The organism is Enterococcus sp. FR204, from assembly GCF_031143325.1.
GTDB lineage: Bacteria > Bacillota > Bacilli > Lactobacillales > Enterococcaceae > Enterococcus_B > Enterococcus_B faecium.
The window spans coordinates 1-866 of the sequence record NZ_JAKZIW010000105.1 but is presented as its reverse complement, the minus strand read 5'-3'; the positions used below and the strand labels follow the sequence as shown (position 1 = coordinate 866).

Here is an 866-nt window from a genome sequence, read left to right as displayed (position 1 = left end):
AAAAGACACCTTGAAATCCTTTAGAATTAATTTGGCGAACCAACCCAAAAGGAGGAATCAAGATGTCTTACACTCACCTTATCAAAGAAACATTAGATATTCTAGACTTATCAGTTACTTTTAACGAAAATTGTCTCACAAAAGAAAAATACAAAGGGCAAATCTGTCATATTTATCGTGGAAACTTGATTTATACAGCCCAAGAATGCATCCACTGTAAACACCAGATTGCTTCAGATATTGTGCGTTGGGGTACAACAACCGTCCGGTTGTTAATGAACGATGTTTCTGAATACCGTACCTACCTCGAATTGAAAAAGCAACGCTTCAAATGCAAAGCTTGTCAGCGGACCTTTGTCGCAGATACTTCTGTTGCGAAAAAACATTGTTTCATCAGTGAGAAAGTCCGCTGGTCTGTCGTGACTCGTCTGAAAAAAAATACCTCAATGACAGAGATCGCCGCTCAGAAAAATCTATCGGTCTCTTCTGTTTACCGTATTATGAAGCGATTTTATCGTCCGTTGAATCCTTTTCGGACACCGTTACCTAAGGTACTTTGTTTTGATGAATTCAAATCAGTTCGGGGTGTTTCAGGTGCTATGAGTTTCATCATGATGGATGGACAAACACAGCGCTTATTGGACATTGTCGAGAACCGACAACTGCCTTTTTTAAAACGTTATTTTAGTCATTTTTCACGAGAAATTCGTGAAGCGGTCGAATGGATCGTGATTGATATGTACGCTCCTTATGTATCGCTCGTTAAAAAGCTGTTTCCAAAAGCACAGCTGATTATTGACCGGTTTCACATCGTCCAACATATTGGTCGTACCTTTCGCAATCATCGAATCAAAGAAACGAACCAA

1 pseudogene is annotated in these 866 nt (G+C 39.5%); it reads left to right on the top strand.

Going from position 1 to position 866, the window contains the following annotated elements:
- Positions 1 to 62: 62 nt before the first annotated feature.
- A pseudogene (locus RG571_RS12005) lies at positions 63 to 866 on the top strand (ISL3-like element IS1251 family transposase); the annotation flags it as partial.